The organism is Enterobacter sp. ku-bf2 (assembly GCF_001742765.1).
In the GTDB taxonomy this organism is placed as follows: Bacteria; Pseudomonadota; Gammaproteobacteria; order Enterobacterales; family Enterobacteriaceae; genus Enterobacter; species Enterobacter quasiroggenkampii.
In genome coordinates this window covers 1747529-1769020 of the sequence record NZ_MDVW01000001.1, presented here as the reverse complement: position 1 = coordinate 1769020, position 21492 = coordinate 1747529, and the positions used below count along the sequence as shown (strand labels likewise).

At 54.2% G+C, this 21492-nt stretch carries 22 protein-coding genes; 5 read left to right on the top strand and 17 right to left on the bottom strand.

Translation table 11 applies throughout. The features are described 5' to 3' along the window. Window positions 1-11 precede the first annotated feature (11 nt). Window positions 12-1379, bottom strand: a complete 1368-nt coding sequence (gene dcuC / locus BFG58_RS08450) for an anaerobic C4-dicarboxylate transporter DcuC (protein ID WP_048026951.1) — start codon at window positions 1377-1379, stop codon at window positions 12-14. Between the two features lie 395 nt (window positions 1380-1774). Between dcuC and pagP the strand changes: the two genes are divergently transcribed. Beyond that, window positions 1775-2392 (top strand): lipid IV(A) palmitoyltransferase PagP, encoded by a 618-nt coding sequence (gene pagP, locus BFG58_RS08445; protein WP_080474221.1) that lies wholly within the window; start codon window positions 1775-1777, stop codon window positions 2390-2392. A gap of 190 nt (window positions 2393-2582) precedes the next feature. Continuing rightward, the gene (cspE, locus tag BFG58_RS08440; RefSeq protein WP_002439184.1) at window positions 2583-2792 is read left to right on the top strand and encodes a transcription antiterminator/RNA stability regulator CspE; all 210 of its coding nucleotides are present in this window, start codon (window positions 2583-2585) and stop codon (window positions 2790-2792) included. Window positions 2793-3011: 219 nt separating this feature from the next. Here cspE and crcB read toward each other — a convergent pair whose 3' ends face one another. Then, a complete protein-coding gene (gene crcB / locus BFG58_RS08435; protein WP_024907010.1) occupies window positions 3012-3395 on the bottom strand; it encodes a fluoride efflux transporter CrcB in 384 nt (127 codons plus the stop codon). Between the two features lie 67 nt (window positions 3396-3462). Between crcB and BFG58_RS08430 the strand changes: the two genes are divergently transcribed. Together BFG58_RS08430 and tatE are read left to right on the top strand one after the other, a co-directional pair. Beyond that, window positions 3463-4251, top strand: coding sequence for a deaminated glutathione amidase (locus BFG58_RS08430; RefSeq protein ID WP_069719611.1), 789 nt, complete (start codon window positions 3463-3465; stop codon window positions 4249-4251). 125 nt (window positions 4252-4376) lie between these two features. Then, on the top strand, window positions 4377-4580 hold the full coding sequence (gene tatE / locus BFG58_RS08425) for a twin-arginine translocase subunit TatE (RefSeq protein ID WP_023310742.1): 204 nt from the start codon (window positions 4377-4379) through the stop codon (window positions 4578-4580). A gap of 82 nt (window positions 4581-4662) precedes the next feature. On the opposite strand, the gene lipA is transcribed toward tatE, so the two are convergent. The 14 genes from lipA to leuS all read right to left on the bottom strand — a co-directional run bounded on the left by lipA (window position 4663) and on the right by leuS (window position 19625). Continuing rightward, window positions 4663-5628 (bottom strand): lipoyl synthase, encoded by a 966-nt coding sequence (gene lipA / locus BFG58_RS08420; RefSeq protein WP_013097595.1) that lies wholly within the window; start codon window positions 5626-5628, stop codon window positions 4663-4665. A gap of 207 nt (window positions 5629-5835) precedes the next feature. Beyond that, window positions 5836-6789: a YbeF family transcriptional regulator gene (locus tag BFG58_RS08415; protein ID WP_045909593.1), complete on the bottom strand. Its 954-nt coding sequence runs from the start codon at window positions 6787-6789 to the stop codon at window positions 5836-5838. A gap of 291 nt (window positions 6790-7080) precedes the next feature. Beyond that, window positions 7081-7722, bottom strand: coding sequence for a lipoyl(octanoyl) transferase LipB (gene lipB / locus BFG58_RS08410; RefSeq protein ID WP_045909592.1), 642 nt, complete (start codon window positions 7720-7722; stop codon window positions 7081-7083). Window positions 7723-7816: 94 nt separating this feature from the next. Then, a complete protein-coding gene (ybeD, locus tag BFG58_RS08405; RefSeq protein ID WP_003858718.1) occupies window positions 7817-8080 on the bottom strand; it encodes a DUF493 family protein YbeD in 264 nt (87 codons plus the stop codon). Between the two features lie 106 nt (window positions 8081-8186). Beyond that, on the bottom strand, window positions 8187-9398 hold the full coding sequence (gene dacA / locus BFG58_RS08400) for a D-alanyl-D-alanine carboxypeptidase DacA (RefSeq protein ID WP_008501035.1): 1212 nt from the start codon (window positions 9396-9398) through the stop codon (window positions 8187-8189). A 139-nt stretch (window positions 9399-9537) separates the two neighbouring features. Further along, window positions 9538-10650 carry an endolytic peptidoglycan transglycosylase RlpA gene (gene rlpA, locus BFG58_RS08395; protein ID WP_045909591.1) on the bottom strand — a complete coding sequence of 371 codons (1113 nt, stop codon included), beginning with the start codon at window positions 10648-10650 and terminating at the stop codon, window positions 9538-9540. 16 nt (window positions 10651-10666) lie between these two features. Then, window positions 10667-11779 (bottom strand): peptidoglycan glycosyltransferase MrdB, encoded by a 1113-nt coding sequence (gene mrdB / locus BFG58_RS08390; RefSeq protein ID WP_008501037.1) that lies wholly within the window; start codon window positions 11777-11779, stop codon window positions 10667-10669. Window positions 11780-11781: 2 nt separating this feature from the next. After that, window positions 11782-13683, bottom strand: a complete 1902-nt coding sequence (gene mrdA, locus BFG58_RS08385; RefSeq protein ID WP_008501038.1) for a peptidoglycan DD-transpeptidase MrdA — start codon at window positions 13681-13683, stop codon at window positions 11782-11784. A gap of 28 nt (window positions 13684-13711) precedes the next feature. After that, window positions 13712-14179: a 23S rRNA (pseudouridine(1915)-N(3))-methyltransferase RlmH gene (rlmH, locus tag BFG58_RS08380; RefSeq protein ID WP_040076580.1), complete on the bottom strand. Its 468-nt coding sequence runs from the start codon at window positions 14177-14179 to the stop codon at window positions 13712-13714. A 3-nt stretch (window positions 14180-14182) separates the two neighbouring features. Then, window positions 14183-14500: a ribosome silencing factor gene (rsfS, locus tag BFG58_RS08375; protein ID WP_023334893.1), complete on the bottom strand. Its 318-nt coding sequence runs from the start codon at window positions 14498-14500 to the stop codon at window positions 14183-14185. A 269-nt stretch (window positions 14501-14769) separates the two neighbouring features. Then, complete coding sequence (gene nadD / locus BFG58_RS08370; protein WP_069719610.1) at window positions 14770-15435, bottom strand: nicotinate-nucleotide adenylyltransferase; 666 nt, start codon at window positions 15433-15435, stop codon at window positions 14770-14772. Continuing rightward, the gene (gene holA / locus BFG58_RS08365; protein WP_048026955.1) at window positions 15428-16459 is read right to left on the bottom strand and encodes a DNA polymerase III subunit delta; all 1032 of its coding nucleotides are present in this window, start codon (window positions 16457-16459) and stop codon (window positions 15428-15430) included. Before holA ends, nadD begins: the two co-directional genes overlap by 8 nt. Continuing rightward, a complete protein-coding gene (lptE, locus tag BFG58_RS08360) occupies window positions 16459-17028 on the bottom strand; it encodes an LPS assembly lipoprotein LptE (RefSeq protein ID WP_008501042.1) in 570 nt (189 codons plus the stop codon). The genes holA and lptE overlap by 1 nt, the downstream gene beginning before the upstream one ends. 14 nt (window positions 17029-17042) lie before the next feature. Next, window positions 17043-19625, bottom strand: a complete 2583-nt coding sequence (leuS, locus tag BFG58_RS08355) for a leucine--tRNA ligase (RefSeq protein ID WP_045909589.1) — start codon at window positions 19623-19625, stop codon at window positions 17043-17045. A 214-nt stretch (window positions 19626-19839) separates the two neighbouring features. Between leuS and BFG58_RS08350 the strand changes: the two genes are divergently transcribed. After that, window positions 19840-20322 (top strand): zinc ribbon-containing protein, encoded by a 483-nt coding sequence (locus BFG58_RS08350; RefSeq protein ID WP_023617134.1) that lies wholly within the window; start codon window positions 19840-19842, stop codon window positions 20320-20322. A gap of 135 nt (window positions 20323-20457) precedes the next feature. Here the strand turns inward: BFG58_RS08350 and rihA are convergent, their stop codons facing one another. Continuing rightward, window positions 20458-21399, bottom strand: coding sequence for a pyrimidine-specific ribonucleoside hydrolase RihA (gene rihA, locus BFG58_RS08345; RefSeq protein WP_069719609.1), 942 nt, complete (start codon window positions 21397-21399; stop codon window positions 20458-20460). Window positions 21400-21492: the final 93 nt, after the last annotated feature.

Sequence of the window (21492 nt, the reverse complement as noted above, 5' to 3'; positions counted from 1 at the left end):
CCTAATTTAGGTTAGGCTGCGCCGGGAACCAGCACCTCCGTGGCGATAATTACGATAATTAGCCCAACCAGAACGGGTACGGAGGTGCGTTTTACCACTTCGAATGGGGAGATTTTTGCCATCCCGGCAACGGCAACCACCACGCCTGATACCGGGGAGATGGTACGGCCCAGGTTTGACGCCTGCAGCATGGGAATGGAGAGATAGGCCGGGTTAATACCGGAGGAGTGAGCCAGTTTCGGGATCATCTCAACGAAAGCGTAGAAAGGCGCATTACCGGAACCGGTGGTCATCGCCGCCAGCATGGTGAGTACCACCAGGACCAGCATCAGGATAATACTGGCCGATCCGAACGAGGTGGCGATAGAGATCAGGCTCTGGATAAAGCCGATGGTGCTCAGACCCTGAGCAAAAACGCCCGCTGCCACCAGCAGCATCACCACGCCAGCGAAGGCATCCGCCATGCCGCGATAGGCCACTTCCAGACCCGAGAACACCTTTTGCGTGTTAAAGCCACGCACAAATTCCAGCACGGCAGCCAGCAGCATGCAGATCACCAGAATGGTGATAATGTGCAGCTGCGGGCCCCATTTGCCGTCAAAAATCAGCACCCCAATAATCGGCGTGAAGGGCAGAATGGCATAAAACGCGGGAGCGGTGGTGGTGATTTCACTCACGTCCATCATTTCATGGCTGATGTTTTCTTTCTTATCGAGATAGCGCTGCCAGAAGAAATGCGCGATACCCATGCCGACAATGGCAACAATGGAGATCGGCAGCGTGGTTTTAAAGGCGAAGTCGATGAGCGACATCTCCGCAGCCTTTGCCGCCAGCACGACGTCGCCGGAGGTCGGGGAGAGAATAATCGCAGCCGGAGACGCGCAAATGGCTGCTGCCGCGCCGCGGCTGATACCAACGTTCACCATGACCGGGAACAGCGTGGCCATCAGCAGTACGCCAAGTCCGGTAGCCGACGAAACGGCCAGTGACATCAGGCAGGCGAGGAAATAGGCGGCGACCATCAGCAGATACGGCGAGTTGATGTATTGCAGGGGTTTGGAGGCAAGCTTAACGACCATGTCGTTGGCGCCGATGTGGGTCATGTAGGCCGCAAAACCGCACAGCATCATGATCATCATGCCCAGGTCACCGCCGCGGCTCATGAGCAATATTTTAATATATTCCACAATATCGGTGGCGGTGTAACCGGTGCTGGTTGCGCTGGCAGGCAACACCTGATGCCCCATCAGTGCGCTGATAATCAGCAGCGTTAAACCGCCAACAAATAATACGCCCGTGGCCGAGTAGCCTTTAATGATGTAGCGTGCGACACCGACAATGACGACGACTCCAATAAGGAGCTCGAATAACGTAAGCATGATTTCCCCTGTATCTCTGCTGCTATGGAGCACAAAAAATCAATAAAAAAAAGAAGGATGAAAATGTGCCGAATAAATGGCCTGTTCTTGCTGATTAAAATCAATAAACAGACGACTAGAGAGCAGAACAACCGTGTTTTTGCCATGGCTCATACATTTATGCCATGCGGGTCTTGACCGTCAGAAATAGCGCAATATGTCCTTACAATGATAACAGATTGTTAATATTTTGTATAATGCGGCATGTTACTGATAAAGAAGGTGAAACAGGCTAAAGGCCCACCCTGTATGTGCTTATTCGACCTTACTGTCCGGTTTTATTAAGAATATTCCCGGAAAAAGGCCGAATAATTAGGAATAACGCTGATGCCGTTAAGCTTTGATTCAACTATTTTATGGTAAACTTTGCCTCGAATACTAAGAATGGTAATTGCATTGTGATCGTACGTAATACATTTTTCTCAATTTTATTGTTTATTTTTGGGCAGTTAACGTTTTCTTCTGTTGCACAGGCAGAGGACAACGCGACGGATAAAGGATGGTTCTCAACCTTTACGGATAATGTCTCCCAGACCTGGACGTCGCCGGAACATTATGATCTCTATGTTCCGGCAATAACGTGGCATGCGCGTTTTGCATATGACAAAGAGAAGACCGATAAATACAACGAGCGTCCGTGGGGCGCCGGTTTTGGTCAGTCGCGCTGGGACGAAAAGGGAAACTGGCATGGCATCTATCTGATGGCCTTTAAAGACTCCTTTAATAAATGGGAGCCGATTGGAGGCTACGGCTGGGAGAAAACCTGGCGCCCGCTAGCCGACGAGAACTTCCATGTTGGGTTGGGCTACACCGCGGGGGTCACCGCGCGTGACAACTGGAACTACATTCCGATCCCGGTGCTGCTGCCTTTGGCTTCTATCGGCTACGGTCCCGCAACGTTCCAGATGACCTACATTCCGGGCACGTATAACAACGGTAACGTTTACTTCGCCTGGATGCGTTTTCAGTTTTAACTGAAAAAACGTCACAGTCTGGTGAAAAAACGTGCAGGCGTTGATTCATAAACGATAAAAATCGGCCAGTGAAAATTAACGCGACTTTAGTCACTTTTTATCAAAGATCCGCTGGACAAAAGGTCTCACAATTGATGTACTGGTAACCGACACAGCATTTGTGTCGTTTTTTAATGTAAAGGTAATTTTGATGTCTAAGATTAAAGGTAACGTTAAGTGGTTTAATGAGTCCAAAGGATTCGGTTTCATTACTCCTGAAGATGGCAGCAAAGACGTGTTCGTACACTTCTCTGCAATCCAGTCTAATGGTTTCAAAACTCTGGCTGAAGGTCAGCGTGTAGAGTTCGAAATCACTAACGGTGCCAAAGGCCCTTCTGCTGCTAACGTAATCGCTCTGTAATTCAGACGCGTCAGCAAGAATTTCAAAACCCGCTCACTGAGCGGGTTTTTTTCGTTTTGAATCAGCCAAGCAGATACATTTTCAGGAAGCTTGCAACGATCAGCACGCTCAACAACACCATGCCTGCGCTCATCAGACTCTGTTTCATTCTGTCACCCTCGTTCAGTACTGCACTCAGAGTGACAGAGAAAAATTAAGCCAACATTAACGGTCCGTCTGTTAATGCGTGCTTGCGGAGGAAAAGAGCCAAAATGCGATCCCCGTCATCGCAAACGAGCCGAGCATGTTAATTGCGATATTCGCCAGCGCCCAGCCGATACGGCCTTCCTGAAAGAGAAACACCACTTCCGCAGAGAACGTCGAAAAGGTGGTTAATCCGCCGCAGAAGCCGGTCGTAATCAGGACTTTCCACATTGGGTCAATGTGTGTCATTCGGTTAAACCAGGCCAGCCCCATGCCAATGATAAAGGCACCAATCAGGTTTGCAGCCAGTGTCCCCATGGGAATCGCCTGATGCAGCGGGTTAAACCGCATACTCAGAAACCATCGCGCAACGCTACCCGTTCCCCCACCAATAAAAACGGCTAAAAGTAGTTGTAACACGCTAAATACCTGCTATTTGATGTGTAAGAGAAGCGAGTTTAACGCCGTTTATGATGAGGGGACAAATATGTATGTTGCGGTAGGGCAATTTGCGGTCACGCCAGACTGGCAGGCGAACGCGATAACATGCGTCAACCTGATGAAGCAGGCCCGGCAGAAAGGCGCGTCGCTGCTGGTGCTCCCCGAGGCGCTGCTGGCCAGGGATGATAATGATCCGGATTTAGCGGTGAAGTCCGCGCAGCCGCTGGACGGTGAATTTTTACAGCAACTGCTCGCCCAGAGCGGGGGCAATACGATGACGACGATCTTAACGATCCATGTTCCCTCCACGCCGGGCCGTGCAGTGAATACGCTGGTGGCGATTCGCGGCGGAGCCATTGTTGCACGGTACGCCAAGCTCCATCTCTATGATGCGTTCAGCATTCAGGAGTCGCGGCGCGTTGACCCCGGAGACAGTATCCCACCGCTTCTGGAGATTGACGGCGTTAAGGTTGGGTTGATGACCTGCTATGATCTGCGTTTTCCGGAACTGGCGCTCCATCTGGCGCTGCAAGGGGCGGACGTACTGGTACTCCCTGCCGCGTGGGTCAAAGGACCGTTAAAGGAGCACCACTGGGCAACGCTGCTGGCGGCACGCGCGCTGGATACCACCTGCTATGTTGTTGCTGCAGGAGAGTGCGGCACGAAAAACATCGGGCAAAGCAGGGTGGTCGATCCGCTGGGTGTGACGATTGCCGCCGCTGCGGAAGCGCCGGATTTGCTGGTGGCGGAGATAAACATAGACAGAATTGCGCTTGCACGTCAGCAATTACCTGTTCTTCGCAACCGTCGGTTTGCGCCACCGCAATTATTGTGATGTTTTTTTCAACAATGCTTGATTCACCTTGTTACAGATTGCTATTGTGTGCACGCGCTAAATGACCGTTAATACAATCAGGTTTTGGCGCTGAATGCAGCCTGTTTTAAGTAAAGAAGGTATCTATGGGTGAGATTAGTATTACCAAACTGCTGGTGGTTGCCGCACTGGTCGTCCTGCTGTTTGGTACCAAGAAGTTACGCACGCTGGGTGGTGACCTGGGGGCTGCCATCAAAGGCTTTAAGAAAGCGATGAACGACGATGATGCAGCCGCGAAGAAAAGCGCTGAGGATGACGTCCCGGCAGATAAGCTTTCTCACAAAGAGTGACAGCAACGCCTGAGGGCATGCGAAAAAAAAACCGGCTCATGAGGCCGGTTTTTTTGTATTACTGTAAATGAATATTACAGCTTTATTTAACTTCTTCGCCTTTAGCCTGCATATCGGCATGGTATGAGGAGCGAACGAATGGGCCGCAGGCTGCGTGGGTGAAGCCCATCGCCATCGCTTCGGCTTTCATTTCATCAAACTCGTCCGGGCTCACGTAGCGCTGTACAGGCAGGTGGTGACGGCTTGGCTGCAGATACTGGCCCAGGGTCAGCATGGTCACACCGTGGCGGCGAAGATCGCGCATCACCTCGATGATTTCATCGTTAGTTTCACCCAGACCCACCATCAGGCCTGACTTGGTCGGAATATGCGGATGCGCTTCTTTGAAACGCTCCAGCAGTTTCAGAGACCAGTTATAGTCAGCGCCCGGGCGCACCTGACGATAGAGACGCGGCACGTTCTCCAGGTTGTGGTTAAACACATCCGGTGGCGTCGCGGTCAGGATATCCAGCGCACGGTCCATACGGCCGCGGAAGTCAGGCACCAGCGTCTCGATTTTGATGTTTGGGCTTTTCTCGCGAATGGCCGTAATACAGTCAGCGAAGTGCTGCGCTCCGCCGTCGCGCAGATCGTCACGGTCAACGGACGTGATAACCACATAGCGCAGCGCCATGTCGGCGATAGTCTGCGCCAGCTTCTGAGGTTCGTTAGCATCAGGTGCGACCGGACGGCCATGAGCAACATCGCAGAACGGGCAGCGGCGGGTACAGATAGCACCCAGAATCATAAACGTCGCGGTACCGTGATTGAAACATTCAGCAAGGTTCGGACAAGAGGCTTCTTCACAAACGGAGTGAAGGCCATTCTTGCGCATCGCCGCTTTGATCCCCTGGATACGCGAAGAGTCGGCCGGAAGTTTGATTTTCATCCATTCCGGTTTTCTTAACAGCGCCTCGCGCTCTGTAGCCACGTTTTTAACCGGGATAAGGGCCATTTTATCGGCATCGCGGTATTTAACACCGCGTTCCATCACAATGGGTTTACTCATAGCGTGCGTGTTCCAGTTGCGAATATCGAAGGAAAGCGTTTCAATTCAAGGGAATGTTGTATTTATCAACTATTTTTGAACGAACGACAGGCAGTATATCATTGAAACGGTCGTTAAAGCAGCCTGCCAGATCGCCAATTTGTAAAATAGTTGTTGTTTTGTGCCTTTTGCCCTGCCTGTCACAGGGGCTTATGCTGGCTCAACCTGTCAGAAGGCCTGACGGATAATGCGGATGACGTTTTCCAGGACCGGATCGCGCAAACTCAGCTTGTTGTAATGCAGTGAAATCTCAACTGATTCCGCATTAAGCTGACTGAGGGGAATGCTGTCCAGCGGCCAGCACTTCCGGAGCAAGTTATACAGGCGTGATGGCATCACGCACAGCATATCGCTGCTGCCGATCAGAGAGGCGGTGGTGAACATATTGTAACTGCTGAAGCTGATCTGACGTTCCGGGAAAATTTCATCAATACGCTGACGAAGGGCATGGTTAGATTGCCCTTCGGTCATAAAAGACGAGTGGTCGTAGTTGCGCAGGTTTTCGAGGGTCAGCGGTTCGCTGAGAACCGGATGCTGCTGCCGGCAAACCAGTACCAGGTTGTCCGTATAAAGCACATTTTGCCCCAGCGCTCTGGCGCTGAAGCTGCCGCTTTCAATAATCAGGTCCGTCTGGAACTGGGCAAGCTGAACGTCAGGTTCATGGAGAGGCACATTGCGAAGCAGGAGCTGCGGAGCATGCTCTTTCACGGCCTGGAAGATCGCAGGCATGACCAGCACACCCACCGAAGGGGAACAGCCGATGGTGATGGTTCTCTGCTTATCGTAGCTCCCGGTTAAATCCAGTGCGCCCAGAATCGACTCCAACCCCTGGCTGATGTACTCATGGAGATGCGTGGCGTAGGCCGTCGGCGTTACCCCCTGACCCTTACGGATAAATAACGGGTCAGGAAATATAGCGCGTAGCTTTTGGATGGACTGGCTAATTGCTGATGGCGTGAGATTAAGAATTTTCGCAGCGTTAACGATACCCTTATGGACATATACTGCCTCAAAAATAGTCAGTAAATTGAGATCAATATTACGTAAAGTCCGAAAAATTTGCGGCTTGTCTTCGCCACCAGGTTCATTCAGTCGTTTGGCTGGTAAATTATTATACTCCACGCTTTCACTCCGTATACATTCACAATATGAATGATAGTTGAATTTATTTATTATGCTTGTAGAGATTCGTAAAGTGTTGGTTTTGTTTCACTTGTTTATCAAAAGCAAACACTTGTGTGATAATTGCTCACGTTACTTATGCCGTGTTTGCCGTGCTTGCTGGAGGCTAAATAATATGTAGCGGTAATATTCGGGCGCTTCGAAAATATAGAATCTGTGGATTATTGTAAAGTGCAAAAACGGTAAATAAACGGTGGCCCGCCAAATTAGCGAGCCCTGTTGTAGGATATATTAAGCAGGGATATATTCGTGCGGGGGATTGTTAAGTAGTGCTAACACGTTCTTCAAAAGCACGGGACGAATAGTGTCTGGCGTAGCGGTTTCAACCCACTGGCGCACTTGCGTCATTTCCATACCGGCGTAGCCGCAGGGGTTTATGCGCTGGAAAGGGGCAAGATCCATATTAATATTCAATGCCAGGCCGTGGAATGAGCAGCCTTTACGAATACGCAGCCCCAGAGAGCAGATCTTCATTTCCCCAACGTAAACCCCAGGTGCATCGGCACGCGGATGCGCATCAATACCATATTCCGCCAGCGTGTTGACGACGGTTTGTTCCAGTAGGGTAACCAGCTCACGGACGCCCAGCTTTCTGCGCTTCAGATTGAGCAGGACGTACATCACCTGCTGCCCGGGCCCATGGTACGTGACCTGACCGCCGCGATCGCTCTGGATAACCGGAATATCGCCCGTCATTAATAAATGTTCTGCTTTTCCCGCCTGACCCTGCGTAAAGACCGGCAGGTGTTCGACCAGCCAGATCTCATCGGGGGTTGTATCATCGCGTGAATCGGTGAAGTCATGCATAGCCTGGGAGACAGGCTCGTAAGGTTGCAGCCCGAGGTGACGGACCAGAATTTTATCCTGATACAAAACTGCGTCTCCGAAGACGAGGGACAAAAGGTATGCGGGAGTATATCACAGCGGGGAGAGGGGTTACCCGGCAAACCGGGTAACCGCAAAGGGACTACAGCACCATACGAACGATTTCGATATTGCCGAGCTCTTCGTACAGCGTCTCAACCTGCTCAATGTGTGTCGCAGTGATGGTAATAGAAACCGAGTGGTAGTTGCCCTTGCTGCTTGGTTTTACTGACGGAGAGTAGTCACCCGGCGCATGGCGCTGTACCACTTCAACCACCTGATCAACCAGCTCAGGTTTCGCCAGACCCATTACTTTGTAGGTAAATGGGGTAGGGAATTCAAGCAGTTCGTTAAGTTTGGTTTTCATGTCAGCTCCGGCGTAACGTCAAAAAATAATAACTCCCACGTCAGGTGGGAGTTATCAGGATACTTAGTATATGGGGATCAAAATCACACTTTCAAGTGTTCAATTTTTAACCAAACCAGTGGTGGAACATCAATTTAATGTAATCAATGATTTTGCCGAAGAAATTGCCTTCAGGAATTTCTTGCAGGACCACCAGCGGACGCTGATCGATCGTTTTACCATCCAGCTGGAAGTTGATGGTACCCACAACCTGGTTTTTCTGCAGCGGGGCGTGCAGTTCGGTGCTGTTCAGTACGTAGCTGGCTTTCAGATCCTTCATACGACCGCGCGGAATGGTCAGGTACAGGTCTTTATCAACGCCGAGAGAAGCACGGTCGTTGTCGCCGAACCAGACGGGTTCAGACGCAAACTCTTTGCCTGCTTTCAGTGGATTCACGGTTTCGAAGAAACGGAAGCCCCAGGTCAGCAGCTTCTTGCTTTCTGTTTCACGGCCTTTAAAGGTGCGACCCCCCATCACGGCAGAGATCAGACGCATCTGGCCTTCAGTGGCGGAGGCGACCAGGTTGTAGCCCGCTTTGTCGGTGTGACCGGTTTTGATACCGTCAACGTTCAGGCTGTTATCCCACAGCAGGCCGTTACGGTTGGTCTGACGGATACCGTTGAAGGTGAACTCTTTCTCTTTATAGATAGAGTACTCATTAGGGACATCGCGGATCAGCGCCTGACCAATCAGCGCCATATCACGTGCAGAGCTGTACTGACCGTCTGCGTCCAGGCCGTGTACGGTCTGGAAATGGCTGTTTTTCAGACCCAGCGCGTTCACGTAGCTGTTCATCAGGCCCACGAAGGCATCCTGGCTACCGGCGGCGAAATCGGCCATCGCCACGCAGGCATCGTTACCTGACTGCAGGTTGATACCGCGAATCAGCTGGGAAACAGGAACCTGCATACCCGGTTTCAGGAACATCAGAGAGGAACCTTTAAAGACCGGGTTCCCGGTCGCCCACGCATCGTTACCGATGGTGACCAGATCCGTTTCTTTGAATTTACCTGCCTTCATCGCCTGGCCGATAACGTAGCTGGTCATCATTTTGGTCAGGCTGGCCGGGTCACGGCGGGCATCGGCATTCTGTTCTGCCAGCACTTTGCCAGAGTTGTAATCGATCAGGATGTAGGATTCCGCGTCGATTTGCGGAACGCCAGGGATCATGGTCTTGATATTCAGGTCATCGGCGTGAGCTGCAGAGAGCGCAGCCGCGCAAAGGGCCGTGGTCAGCGCCATGCGCTGCACAAAACGAGCAGAAAAAGTGGTCTTCATGGTCAGAACTACGACATCCGTGATGGAATTAAAAAAAGTGCCTTACTATAGCAAATGCTATTCAGGCAGGCATCCGACTTTAAGCATGAGTTTGTGAATGTGTTTTACACAAACTGACAATTCGGATACCGCCGGTTAATTATTTCGCAACAGCGATAAATGACTGAAGCTGAGCTTCATTCTGCAGACGCTGCTGCAGGGAGGCTGCCTGCGATTTGCTGGCAAACGGCCCCATCTGAATGCGCCAGACCGCACCGTTCTGCTCAACGCGTCCTGGTACGCCAAACTGCTGGCTCAGACGCTGTTGATACTGTTTGGCCCGGGCCTGATCGCTCACTGCGCCGACCTGAACCACATAGCTGCCGCTGGCCGCTGTTGGAGCCGTCACCGCTGCACTTTGCGTGGCCGCGGGCGCCGTTACGGGAGCCGACTGGGTCGCTGGCGCAGCAACGGGAGCGGGGGCTGGGGTAGGCTCACTGCCTTCCAGCACGCCCGAGGCTAAGGTCGTCGGTGCACCAAGAAAGCCGCTACTCTTTACCGGTGCGCCCGTTGAATCGTCGCTTTGCAGCGTGTCATTGCTGATTGGGCGTATTTCTCCCCCCGGCTGAGCAGGCTCGGCCGGAGAAGAGACGCTGCCCATTCCGCCGTCAAGATTTGGGCGGTCGGGCAGGGCATAGGTCTGTTTCGCCACCGTCGTACACGCGGTACCTGGCCCGGACAGCGAACCATCCTGTGCCACGATAATTGGGTCAATACGGACTTTGGTGTTGTTCGAGGTATTCAGACGATCGGCTGACGCGCGAGACAGGGAGATCACCCGGTCATTTCCGTACGGGCCGCGGTCGTTGATACGCACGACAATCATACGGCCGTTTGCCAGGTTGGTGATACGGGCGTAGCTCGGGATCGGCAGCGTTGGGTGTGCTGCCGTCAGCTGCATCGGGTCGAACGTCTCCCCGGAGGCCGTCAGGTTACTGCCTGGCTCGGCATCGTAAATGGCGGCAAAGCCCGCCTGACTGAAACGGGAAGGATCCTGAACAATTTTATAGCTTTTGCCGTCGCGCTCGTAATCCTGATTGGCACTGGCATTCAGCGGTTCATAAACGGGATCGGCACCGCTGATTTCAACGATTGGGCCATTACACACCGCAGGCTGCGGCGGCGCGACGGTTGCCTGTTGCTGACCATCATCACTTGTGCAGGCCGCAAGTAAACTTGCCGCAATGCAGATCCCCAGCCACTGCTTACGCATTCCGATCCCCTTATTTTTATACGCTTTTTGACAACATTTTTCTGTGGGTATGGATCGACATCACGATACCAAACCCGGCCATCAACACGATCAGTGCCGAGCCCCCGTAACTCACCAGCGGCAGCGGTACGCCTACCACCGGCAGAATACCACTCACCATACCAATATTTACGAAGACATAAACGAATAAAATCAGCATCAACCCGCCAGCCATGACGCGACCAAAGGTCGTTTGCGCGCGTGCTGCAATCCACAATCCCCGCATGATCAGCAGAACGTATAGCGCCAGGAGTATTAAGATGCCCACCAGCCCCAGCTCTTCCGCGAGTACGGCAAAGATAAAGTCGGTGTGGCGTTCCGGTAAAAATTCCAGCTGCGACTGCGTACCGTGCAGCCAGCCTTTCCCGCGCAGGCCGCCGGAGCCAATCGCAATCTTGGACTGAATAATATGATAGCCCGCGCCCAGCGGATCGGTTTCCGGATCGAGCAGCATCATGACGCGCTGGCGCTGGTAATCATGCATCAGGAAGAACCAGAGAATAGGGATGAACGCCGCAATCAGCACCACCGCGATGCCAATCAGGCGCCAGCTCAGGCCCGACAGGAAGAGGACAAACAGGCCGGAGAGCGCGATAAGAATTGAGGTGCCGAGGTCAGGCTGTGCCGCAACCAGCAGCGTTGGCAGGAAAATCAGCACCAGCGCGATGGCGGTATTCTTCAGAGACGGCGGACAGACGTCGCGGTTGATAAAGCGTGCCACCATCAGTGGCACGGCGATTTTGGCAATCTCGGAGGGCTGGAAGCGGACAATACCCAAATCCAGCCAGCGCTGCGCCCCTTTTGAAATGGCGCCAAACGCATCGACCGCAACCAGCAAAATAATACAGAAGATGTAGAGGTAGGGCGCCCAGCCTTCGTAGACACGTGGCGGGATCTGCGCCATCACCACCATAATGATCAGGCCCATGGCGATCTGGCCGATTTTGCGCTCCATCATCCCGATGTCCTGGCCGCTGGCGCTCCAGATAACCAGCGCACTGTAAACCAGCAGAGCCAGCAAGATCAGCAGCATGGCTGGGTCGATGTGGATTTTGTCCCACAGCGATTTTTTATTTGGATTATCCGTCATGATTATTGGTCCTCCGCCGCAGCGGCGGCCGGGTTTTCAGCCGGCAGTTCGGTGTTGTTATCACCCAGCATGATGTGGTCAAGGATCTGGCGCATGATGGTCCCTACTGCAGGCCCGGCACCGCCGTTCTCCAGAATCATTGCCACCGCGACCTGCGGGTTGTCATAAGGGGCAAACGCCGTCATCAGCTTATGGTCACGCAGACGTTCGGCAATGCGGTGCGCGTTATAGGTTTCGTTGGCTTTCAGGCCAAATACCTGCGCAGTACCGGACTTCGCCGCCACTTTGTACGGCGTCCCGGCGAAATACTTGTGTGCGGTACCGTTCGGGCGGTTTGCCACGCCGTACATACCGTCTTTCGCGATTTCCCAGAAGCCGGAATGAATGTCACCCACCGGGGCTTCGTGCGGCTGGTTCCACGGCACTTTTTTGCCGTCTTCAACCGTACTCTGCAGCAGATGCGGCACTTTCACCACGCCGTCATTGATGAGGATCATCATGGCTTTGTTCATCTGAAGCGGCGTTGCCGTCCAGTAGCCCTGACCGATACCCACCGGAATGGTGTCGCCCTGATACCACGGCTTTTTAAAGCGCTTCAGCTTCCATTCGCGCGTCGGCATGTTGCCGGAGCGTTCTTCCGCAAGGTCAACGCCGGTGTAGTGTCCGTAGCCGAATTTGCTCATCCACTCTGACAGGCGGTCGATCCCCATGTCATACGCCACCTGATAGAAGAAGGTATCCGCAGACTCCTCCAGCGATTTGGTGACGTTCAGATGACCGTGGCCCCATTTTTTCCAGTCGCGATAGCGCTTATCTGAACCCGGCAGCTGCCACCAGCCCGGGTCAAACAGGCTGGTATTGCGGTTGATGACGCCAGCACTCAGTGCAGAGACCGCCACGTACGGTTTAACCGTTGATGCCGGTGGGTAAACCCCTTGTGTCGCGCGGTTCACCAGCGGCGTGTTGGGGTCATTCAGCAGACCGGAGTAGTCTTTACTGGAAATGCCGTCAACAAACAGGTTCGGGTCATAGCTTGGCATAGACACCATCGCCAGGATGCCGCCGGTTCGAGGATCGGTGACCACAACGGCTGCACGGCTGCCCGCCAGCAGGGTTTCAATATACTGCTGCAGCTTAAGGTCAAGGGTCAGATAGACGTCATGCCCCGCCTGCGGCGGTACCTCTTTAAGCTGGCGGATCACGCGGCCACGGTTATTAACCTCAACCTCTTCATAGCCGGTTTGCCCGTGCAGGACATCTTCGTAGTAGCGTTCAATGCCCAGCTTCCCGATATCATGCGTTGCGGCGTAGTTCGCCAGCTTGCCGTCTTTATCGAGGCGGTCGACGTCTTTGTCGTTAATCTTGGAGACGTAGCCAATCACATGCGTCAGCGCGGAGCCGTAGGGGTAGTAGCGACGCTTGTAACCTTTTACTTCCACGCCGGGGAAACGGTACTGGTTCACCGCAAAGCGGGCCACCTGGACTTCCGTCAGGTTGGTTTTAACCGGAATGGAGGTGAATCGGTGTGAGCGGGCGCGTTCTTTTTTAAAGGCGGCGATATCGTCGTCGTTAAGGTCAACAACGCTTTTCAGCGCTTCCAGCGTATCCTGAACATTATCGACTTTTTCCGGCATCATCTCGATTTGATAGATGGTGCGGTTTAACGCCAGCGGGGTGCCGTTACGATCGTAAATAATGCCGCGGCTGGGTGCGATAGGTACCAGCTTGATACGGTTTTCGTTGGAACGCGTCTGGTAATCGGTAAAGCGGACAATTTGCAGATTATAAAGGTTGGCGATCAGCACGCCGGTAAGCAGCAAAATCCCGGTGAAGGCGACCAGCGCCCGGCGCACAAACAGCGCGGACTCAGCCGTATAGTCGCGAAAAGAATTCTGTAGTTTCATCCGCTGCTTAATCTACCCTGGTCAGTCATTACTCGCGGTGATAGGGGTGGTTGGTAGTAATGCTCCACGCGCGATACAGGCTTTCTGCCACCAGTACCCGAACGAGCGGGTGGGGAAGCGTCAGCGCGGAGAGGGACCAACTTTGTTCTGCTGCCGCTTTGCAGGCAGGGGATAACCCTTCAGGCCCGCCAATCAACAGACTGACGTCACGACCATCTTGCTTCCAGCGCTCCAGTTCGTGCGCCAGCTGCGGCGTATCCCAGGGTTTTCCTGGAATATCGAGGGTGACGATGCGGTTCTTGCCTGCGGCAGCCAGCATCATTTCGCCCTCTTTATCGAGAATACGTTTGATATCGGCGTTCTTGCCGCGCTTACCGGCGGGAATTTCCACCAGTTCGAACGGCATGTCTTTTGGAAAACGGCGCAGATATTCAGTAAAACCGGTTTGTACCCAGTCCGGCATTTTGGTGCCGACGGCGACCAGCTGCAACTTCACGCATTAACCCCAGAGTTTTTCCAGTTCATACAGGCGACGGCTCTCGTCCTGCATGACGTGGACAATCACATCGCCGAGATCGACAACCACCCAGTCAGCCGTCGCTTCACCTTCAACACCCAGCGGTAACAGCCCTGCTGCACGCGATTCCTGAACCACGTGATCGGCAATCGAAACAACATGACGCGTGGACGTACCGGTGCAGATAATCATGCAGTCGGTAATACTGGATTTACCCTTCACGTCAATCGCGATGATGTCCTGACCTTTCAGGTCATCAATTTTGTCAATAACAAAATCCTGGAGTGCTTTACCCTGCAAGTTTTCCCCCTGGGGTGAATGAGATTGTAAAACTTTGAATTCGTAGCCAGGCAGTATACCTGAACTCATGCCTGTGTCGGGACAAATGTCTCCGGCCGGGCTTTTGAAGGCGGGTATCATCCCACCCTCCGCCTGAGATTGCATCGCCATTTTTGTAAAACAATTTCTGTAAAGCAATGACTGGCGGGAAAGTCTGGCAGCGGAGAATAACAGTATGGCTTACCCTGTCAAGGCAGGATAAACAATAAGCCGCTTTTTATGCCTTCCCGCTATTCATCTGCGCTTTTCTGATACAAACCGTGCGTATGGATATAGTCCAGCACCGGTGCGGGGAGCAGATCGTCACATGCTAAACCCTGCTGTAAACGCTCACGAATGAGGGTCGCAGAGATATCGAACCACGGCGTTTCCGCCAGATAAATCTTCCCGGCAGGCTGATTGTGGAGATCTTCAACATTGGCGGTGAGATGATCTTCCAGCCACTGCTGGTACTGCGCTTCGCGCATGGTCAGCGGATAGCCAGGACGGCGGCAGACGAGCAGATGGCTGTTCTCCAGAATGGTTTCATATTTATGCCATGTGGGGAAGTTCAGCAGGGAATCCTGACCGATGATAAAAGCCAGCGGCTGGTCTGGCCCCTGTTCTGCGCGCCACTCCTGAAGCGTCTGCGAGGTCCAGGAGGGTGTGTCGCGACGCAGTTCACGCTCGTCAAGCCGGAAGAGCGGCTTATCTGCGATGGCCAGGGCAAGCATCTCTTTTCGCTGCTCGCTGGTCGCCTCGGGCTGCGGACGGTGGGGCGGGACATTATTGGGCATGATGGTAACGCGCTGAAGGCCGATCAGATTCGCCAGAATTTCAACCGGCTTCAGATGCCCGTAGTGTACCGGGTCGAAGGTGCCGCCATACAGGGCCTGTAAAGAATGCATACTATCCATCAATAAAAACGTCTGCCAGCGCCTTGTGGCAGAGCAGCAGAGAAAGGCTTTCCAGCTCCGCCCAGACCGACTGGCCGTAATCTTGCTTGAGCGTAAGCTCGGCGCGCATCAGAAGCTGTACCGCCTGGCGAAGCTGTTCATGACTCAGGCGGTTGATGGCCTCGGTGGTCAAAGCCCGGCGATTTTGCCACACCCGGTGTTTATCAAACAGCGAACGCAAAGGCGTATGGGCAGACTGACGCTTGAGCGTAATCAGCAGCAGTAATTCGCGCTGCAGGGTTCGCAGCAGAATAACCGGTTCGCTGCCTTCGAGGCGCAGCTGCTGCAGAATATGCAGGGCGCGTTTACTTTTTGCCGACAGCAGCGCGTCCACCCAGTGGAACGGCGTGAAGTGCGCCGCGTCGTTAACGGCCTGCTCGACGCGCGGCAAGGTCAGCTTACCGTCCGGCCAGAGCAGGGAGAGTCTGTCAAGCGCCTGCGCCAGGGCCAGCAGGTTACCTTCATAGCAGTAGCAGAGCAGCTGATTTGCCGCGTCATCCAGCTGAAGGTTGTGCTGTTTCGCTCTCGCGGCGACCCATTTAGGCAGATGTGCCTGCTCAGGCGTCTGACAGGTGACCAGCACCGCGTGGGTCGCGAGTTGGGTAAACCAGGCCGCGTTTTCCTGCGCTTTGGTCAGCTTGTTGCCACGCACAATAAGGAGCAGATCGCTGTGTAAGAGGCTGACCAGCGTTGCGAGCTGCTCGTTTATCGCCGCGTTAGGGCCGTTCTCCGGCAGCAGGATCTGAATTGTCTGGCGCGATGCGAACAGGCTCATCGCCTGACAGAGCGAGAAGAGGGCGTTCCAGTCGGTGTTGTTATCCAGCTGGACGGTGTGATGTTCATCAAAGCCCTGCGCGGCGGCGGCATGCCGCACGGCATCCAGGCTTTCCTGAAGCAATAACGGATCGTTTCCAAGAAGCAGATACGCCGCGCGCAGCCCTTCATTGAGCTGCGCGCGGAGTTGTTCAGGATACAGCCTGATCATCATTTACCCAGAGAGTTAGCAGCAGGAAGCGTGCCATCAACCGGTTTATCAACAATGTCAGATCCTTGTTTGGTTGACGCTGCAATACTAGGCAGTTTACGGATCAGCTGTTCCGCCGCCTTGTCGTACATTTCGTTGATGATAATCTGCTGTTCGGCATCTTTTGCCAGCGCCGTCTGCGGGTTATCGAAGAACGAACGGTACACTTTCGTGCTGATCGGATAGATGTCTTTACCCGGGATCAGAACTGCCGCGTTGACCGTCAACACCATTTGATACTCTGCGGTACGGCCATCCTGGAAGATAGACGCGGTATCTCTCGACAGACCACTTCCTGTCACACGCAGGGACGGTACATCCTGACGCAGGGTCTGTTTCTCAACAAGCTCAACGCCGTTCAGACGCAGCTGATTGCGAATTGCCCGGCTGAGTGGACCATTCGGATCCCCGGAATCAAAGATCATGGTTTTCATCTGAGCAGGCACCGCCGTGGTATTGCGCAGGTGCCAGCCACAGCCAGCGGTGACAAGCACCGCCAGTGATAAGAGTATTGTTGCCAGTTGTCGCACGTTTCCTCCCGCGCTTAGCCAACGACCAGATTCAGCAGTTTACCCGGTACGTAGATCACTTTACGTACGGTAACGCCCTCAAGATATTTAGCGACCAGTGGTTCCTGGCCCGCGCGCTCGCGAACCTGTTCTTCGGTTGCATCGACCGCCACGGTAATTTTACCGCGGACTTTGCCGTTCACCTGGACTACGACCAGCGTGGTGTTTTCCACCATCGCGGCTTCGTCAGCCTGCGGCCACGGCGCGTTGTCGATATCGCCTTCGCCTTTCAGCTCCTGCCACAGGGTAAAGCTAACGTGCGGCGTGAACGGGTTCAGCATGCGAACGACGGCCAGCAGTGCTTCACGCATTAAGGCACGATCCTGCTCGCCGTCCTGCGGGGCTTTCGCCAGCTTGTTCATCAGTTCCATAATAGCCGCAATTGCGGTATTGAAGGTCTGACGACGACCAATATCATCGGTCACTTTCGCAATCGTTTTATGAACATCGCGACGCAGCGCCTGCTGATCTTCAGTCAGGGCGGCGGCGTTCAGCGCCGGGGCATCGCCCAGTGAGGTGTGCTCGTAAACCAGCTTCCAGACGCGTTTCAGGAAGCGGTTTGCGCCTTCTACGCCAGACTCCTGCCACTCCAGCGTCATGTCTGCCGGAGATGCAAACATCATGAACAGACGCACGGTATCCGCACCGTAACGCTCAACCATCACCTGCGGGTCGATACCGTTGTTTTTCGACTTAGACATCTTGCTCATGCCGGTGTAGACCAGCTCATGACCTTCGGCGTCTTTGGCCTTCACAATACGGCCCTTCTCGTCGCGTTCAACGATCGCGTCAACCGGAGACACCCAGTTACGCTCGCCGTTTGCACCGACGTAATAGAAGGCATCCGCCAGCACCATGCCCTGGCACAGCAGCTGTTTTGCAGGTTCGTCAGAGTTCACCATGCCCGCATCGCGCATCAGCTTGTGGAAGAAGCGGAAGTAGAGCAGGTGCATGATGGCGTGTTCGATACCACCGATGTAGATATCTACCGGCAGCCAGTAGTTCGCCGCGTTGGAATCCAGCATGCCATCCTGATACTGCGGGCAGGTGTAGCGAGCATAGTACCAGGATGACTCCATAAAGGTGTCAAAGGTGTCGGTTTCGCGCAGCGCAGGCTGGCCGTTGACGGTGGTTTTAGCCCACTCAGGATCGGCTTTGATCGGGCTGGTGATGCCGTCCATGACGACGTCTTCCGGCAGGATCACCGGCAGCTGATCTTCTGGCGTTGGCATCACGGTGCCATCTTCCAGCGTCACCATTGGAATTGGCGCACCCCAGTAACGCTGACGGGAAACACCCCAGTCGCGCAGACGGAAGTTAACTTTACGCTCGCCCACGCCAAGGGAGGCCAGCTTGTCGGCGATGGCGTTGAAGCCCTCTTCGAAGCTCAGACCGCTGAACTCGCCGGAGTTGAACAAGGTCCCTTTTTCGGTCAGCGCGTGTTCGGACAGGTCTGGTTCAGAACCGTCAGCCGCCAGGATAACTGGCTTGATGGTCAGGCCATATTTGGTGGCAAATTCGTAGTCGCGCTGGTCGTGACCCGGAACGGCCATCACGGCGCCCGTGCCGTATTCCATCAGTACAAAGTTGGCGGCCCAGACAGGGATCGCTTCGCCCGTCAGCGGGTGAATGGCTTTAAAGCCGGTATCAACGCCTTTTTTCTCCATCGTTGCCATATCGGCTTCGGCCACTTTGGTGTTGCGGCATTCGTCGATGAAGGTAGCCAGTTCCGGATTGTTTTCTGCCGCTTTCTGCGCCAGCGGGTGACCTGCGGCCACGGCCAGGTAGGTCGCGCCCATGAAGGTGTCCGGACGGGTGGTGTAGACGGTCAGAGTCTGGTCGTAGTTCTCAACGTTGAAGGTGATTTCCACGCCTTCGGAACGGCCGATCCAGTTGCGCTGCATGGTCTTAACGGTATCTGGCCAGTGGTCCAGATTATCCAGATCGTTCAGCAGCTCATCAGCATAAGCGGTGATTTTGATAAACCACTGCGGGATCTCTTTACGCTCTACTTTGGTGTCACAGCGCCAGCAGCAGCCATCGATAACCTGTTCGTTCGCGAGAACGGTCTGGTCATTCGGGCACCAGTTAACGGCAGAGGTCTTCTTGTACACCAGGCCTTTTTTGTACAGCTCGGTGAAGAACTTCTGTTCCCAGCGGTAGTATTCCGGCGTACAGGTTGCCAGCTCGCGGCTCCAGTCATAGCCGAAGCCCAGCATTTTGAGCTGGTTTTTCATGTACGCGATGTTGTCGTACGTCCACGGTGCCGGCGCCGTATTATTTTTTACCGCCGCGCCTTCCGCAGGCAGACCGAACGCATCCCAACCGATGGGTTGCAGAACGTTTTTACCCAGCATGCGCTGGTAACGCGCAATCACATCACCGATGGTGTAGTTACGCACGTGGCCCATGTGTAGTCGACCAGAAGGATAGGGAAGCATCGACAGGCAGTAATACTTCTCTTTGCTCTCGTCTTCGGTTACTTCAAAGGTGCGCTTCTCGTCCCAGTGTTGCTGGACTTTTGATTCTATCTCTTCCGGGCGGTATTGCTCTTGCATGGCAGCCAGTGGTCCTGTTTTCAATACAGCTACAAATGTAGCCAATGGATGTGGTAATTCAGATCCGCATAGCATAGCCCAAACGCCCGCGTCAAAACAGCCTTTCGCACAAATGCGCTTTGCAGGAATTTACCGGGTCTGTGCTTCACCTGACAAAGCGGCGATGAAATAAGGTCTATTATTAGAAATAGTTACTTACCCGGGAGGCAAAATGATGAACAAGGTTGCTCAATTTTACCGCGAACTGGTGGCGACACTGACGGAACGGCTGCGTAACGGCGAGCGCGATATCGATGCGCTGGTGGAGCAGGCGCGTGCCCGCGTGTCGCAAACGGGTGAGTTAACGCGAACCGAAGTGGAAGAGGTGACGCGTGCCGTGCGTCGCGATCTGGAAGAGTTCGCGCGCAGCTACCAGGAGAGCCAGGAGGAGGTCACGGACAGCGTTTTCATGCGGGTGATCAAAGAGAGCCTGTGGCAGGAGCTGGCCGATATCACGGATAAAACGCAGCTGGAGTGGCGTGAAGTCTTTCAGGATTTGAACCACCACGGTGTGTACCACAGCGGTGAGGTGGTCGGGCTGGGAAATCTGGTGTGCGAGAATTGCCACCACCATATTGCGGTGTATACGCCGGAGGTTCTGTCGCTGTGTCCGAAATGCGGCCACGATCAGTTCCAGCGTCGTCCGTTTGAGCCCTAGGTAAAAGCGCAGGTTTGCGCCCTCTCCCCGTGGGAGAGGGCATCAGGCCGCACAAGGTAAAAGCAAAACGGCAACCATGTTGCCGTTTTTAGTGTGTGCTCCCTCTCCCCGTGGGAGAGGGCCGGGGTGAGGGCATCAGGCCGCACTATAGTAAGCCAGCCTCTCCGCCAGCAAATCCACAAACGCCTCACGGTCAATATCCACCATCACCGTGGTATTCGGCTTATTTCCCGTCAGCGAGTAGTAGTCCACCACCGTCATCCCCTGGGTGTATTTCCCCTGAGTTTCGACGCCAACCCACCTGTGGACGGTGGTAAACATCTCCGGCTTTAATAGCCAGGCAATGGTGCATGGATCGTGCAGCGGCGCGCCGTGGAATCCCCATTTCTCGGCTTTGTGATACTCCATAAAGAAGTCGAGCAGCTCAGCCACGGTTGTCGCGACCGGATTACCCACGGCACGGAAGCGCTCAATGTCGTCAGCCATAATCTGCGCGCGATGGGTCACGTCCAGCCCCGCCATCACGACGGGCAAACCGGACTGGAAGACGATCTCCGCCGCTTCCGGGTCGACAAAAATGTTGAATTCTGCGGACGGCGTCCAGTTTCCTAGACCCATGGCCCCGCCCATGATGACGATACGGGCGATTTTGCTGTGCAGTTCAGGGTGGCTGTTCAGCAGCAGCGCGACGTTGGTTTGCGGTCCGGTAGCCACCAGCGTCACGGGTTCCGCGCTTTCGCGCAGCACCTTCGCCATCAGCTCCACGGCGGTGCAGTTTTGCGGCGTGAAGCCCGGCTCAGGCAGTGCCGGACCGTCCAGCCCGCTTTCACCATGCACGTTATCCGCGATAATTAACTCACGCATCAGGGGCTTGAGGGCACCACCGGCGACGGGAATATCGGTGCGCCCGAGCAGCGTCAGCATGCGCAAAACGTTACGCAGGGTTTTATCCGGCGTCTGGTTTCCGGCGGAAGAGGTGACGGCTTTGACGTCGAGTTCAGGGGAGGCAAGTGCAAGAACGAGCGCGATCGCGTCATCATGACCCGGATCGCAATCGAAAATGATGGGTTGTGCCATAGCGTTCTCCATTCATAGCGTTATTTTGTGACAAGGTTAACGCTGCAATGTGACGCCGAATAGATAAAGAGAGCTAAAGCGTGAAGCAGTGCG